3 protein-coding genes are annotated in these 2,653 nt (G+C 68.9%); 1 reads left to right on the top strand and 2 read right to left on the bottom strand.

Annotated elements, in window-relative coordinates; genetic code table 11:
* Together FHS44_RS40020 and FHS44_RS40015 are read right to left on the bottom strand one after the other, a co-directional pair.
* Positions 1–643: TetR/AcrR family transcriptional regulator (locus tag FHS44_RS40020; protein ID WP_184725863.1), on the bottom strand; the 643-nt coding region annotated here is incomplete at its 3' end.
* A complete protein-coding gene (locus FHS44_RS40015; protein ID WP_184725861.1) occupies positions 640–1,533 on the bottom strand; it encodes an alpha/beta fold hydrolase in 894 nt (297 codons plus the stop codon). The genes FHS44_RS40020 and FHS44_RS40015, both read right to left, overlap by 4 nt.
* A gap of 81 nt (positions 1,534–1,614) precedes the next feature.
* On the opposite strand from FHS44_RS40015, the gene FHS44_RS40010 reads away from it, so the two are divergent.
* On the top strand, positions 1,615–2,295 hold the full coding sequence (locus FHS44_RS40010; protein ID WP_184725859.1) for a DUF998 domain-containing protein: 681 nt from the start codon (positions 1,615–1,617) through the stop codon (positions 2,293–2,295).
* The last annotated feature ends 358 nt before the right edge of the window (positions 2,296–2,653 follow it).

Below are 2,653 nucleotides of genomic sequence, written 5' to 3'. Positions count from 1 at the left end.
AGTGCTGGAAGCCGCGCAGGATGGCGGTGAGTCCCATCTCGAAGTGGTCGTCGAGGGTGGTGGCGTCGGCAGCTTCGGCGAGCAGGTTGTAGTCCGGGGTGTCGGGCCGTGGTTTGCGGCTGCGCCGTTCTGCGCCGAGCTTGGTCACGGCGATGGCCAGGGCGTGGCCGATGGTGAACTCGCGCAGGCAGCGGGCTATGCGCAGGGCGTGTGCCGGGGAGATGCCGTCGACGTGAAGTTTGGTGAGCATCTTGACGCCGGTGTCGATGGAGGCGGGTGAGCGTACCGGCCGGGTCGCGAACACCTGCACGGCGTGGGGGTGGCGCAGGAGGGTGTCGCGCAACCGCAGGCAGTATTGCCGCGCCAGTTCCTGCCAGGGGCCGTCCCAGGGCAGGGTGTCGACGTCGATCTCGGTGAACAGCGCCTCGGCGACGCCGTCGAAGAGCGCCTCCTGGTCGTCGTAGTAGCGGTAGGCGGCCATCGGGTCGAAGCCGACCGCGGTGCCGAGCTTGCGCATGGAGAACTTGCGCAGACCGTGGGCGTCGATGAGGGCGAGTGCGGCGACGGCGAGGTATTCACGGGTGAGGGTGGGCCGAGTGGGCGGCTCCGGCAGCCCGCCCGGCGGTCTGGGGTCGGCCGTCATGCTGCGAAGCCCTCCAGGATGGTGGTGAGTGTCTTGGTGAATTCCGCCGGGTGCTGCATGAACGGGACGTGGCCGCCGGGGAACTCCTGGCAGGGTATGCCAAGGAGCTCCGACAGCAGGTGCGCGGGAGTGTAGTAAGGCTTGCCGACGCTGTCGCGCCCGGTGGCCAGGCACCACGGTGCCGTGGTGGCGGCCAGCACGGTCAGGTCGGGCTGGTAGTCGAAGCAGAAGGCGGGTAGCTCGCGGCGCAGCATGAGCTCCGCGTTGTGGAGTTGGCGGGTCATCGCGTCCGGCTCGCGGCGGTCGATCTTCCGCGCCAGGCCGTCGGCGGCGAGCATGAGGTGGGCGCCGGCGGCGATGACGGCCTGCCCGGCGGGTGACAGGAACATCCGCGGCGGGTCCGGCAGCGTCATCGCACCGAAGGCCGCGTAGGCCCGCATCAGATGCCCGTCCTGGCCGAGGCGGCCGATGTGTTCGATTTCCCGCCGCTCGGGGGCGTCCGCTGGGAGGAGCTGGACCAGCGGCGGCTCGTGCACGACCGCGCCGAGCAGGCGGTTGGGATGCCTGGCGACTATCTCCAGGGCGATAGCCGCGCCGCCGCTGTTGCCGAAGAGGTAGGCGCGCTCGAGGCCGTAGTGGTCGAGGATGGCGACCGCGTCGTCCGCCTGAGTGGCAGGTGTGATCGAGGCCTCGGGGTGAGTGAACGGGCTGCGCGAGTTGCCGCGCCGGTCGTAGGTGATCACGGTGAACGTCCGCGTCAGCAGCGGGACCACGTCGGCGTACATGGCGGCGTCGCCTCCTCCGCCGGAGATCAGCAGCAGTGCGGGCCCGTCACCGGCGCGTTCGACGTGCAGCCGAGCGCCGGCCGCCTCAACCGAGTCGATCATCATGGCCTTCCTTGCCGATGTTCGCAGAGCATCTGTCTACACTGTAGCGTCTATCTACATCGTAGACAGACTTCGAATGGGGCCATGCTCATGACGACCGCCGGCGAGATCCTCAAGCAGCACAGGCGCAGGGACGTCGCAAAGCTGGCGGAGGCCGGCATCACGGGAATTCTCGTATTCGTGGGCCTGGTCGCGAGCCTGCACGTCATCGACCCGGGCAGGGACCCGATCAGCATCACCGTCAGCGAGTACGTGCTGGGGCCCTACGGCTGGTTGCTCAGTTTTGCCGCGCTGGCATTCGGGCTGGGAGTGCTCGCCCTCACCGCCGCGATCGCCGCAACCTTGCCATCGCCCCGACCACGCGTAGGCCTCACCTTGCTGGCCACCGCCGGACTCGGCATGGTGGTAGTCGGGGCGTTCCCGACTGATCCCATCGACCCGACCGATCCCCGATTCGTGACCACCTCGGGGGTGATCCACGCGGCGGCCGGCATCCTGGCGTTCACCTGCTTCGCCCTCGCCGGGCCACTACTCACCCGCCCGATTCTCAAGGCCACGAGCACCACGAGGGTGAGAGGACTGGCCCTCCTTCCACCGGCGGGCTATGCGATCTTCTGGGCCACCGGCATCCTCGACAACCAGCTCGGCGGCCTGTTCGGTAACCGCTCAGCCACCGGACTCGGAGAGCGCTTCATGGCGATGACCTTCATCATCTGGCTGATCACCGCTGCCCTCGGCATCAGACGTGCCATGCGTCAGGGCTGATCCGAGACCGGAGAACGGCCGGACCTCTTCGACTCGACGTAGGGCCGAGGGTTTCGGTGTCGGCCTGCGACAATCGATGGCGTGGGCCAGCGCGCGGCGGCTCGGACGTGCGCGAACTGCGGTCTCCGTCTACCGGCGGACTCGCGGTCGTCGCGATGCTATTGCTCGCCCGCGTGCCGGGCGCAGCAGTGGCGTGAGCTGCGGCGATTGAGCGCCGAATACGCCGCGGCGGTAGACGAGTCCGTGGCCCAGGGCGTCGGACGGGGGCCGACGACCAGAGAGATTCAGCAGCGGCGGCCGCGATCTCGCTGCCCGGTGTGCGGGCGAACATGGTGGGCGGGTCTGCAAAAGCGCGCCG

The sequence above is a fragment of the Streptosporangium saharense genome (assembly GCF_014203715.1).
In the GTDB taxonomy this organism is placed as follows: Bacteria; Actinomycetota; Actinomycetes; order Streptosporangiales; family Streptosporangiaceae; genus Streptosporangium; species Streptosporangium saharense.
Note: the sequence above shows the minus strand (reverse complement) of the source record. Positions and strands in the feature narration are given on the sequence as shown.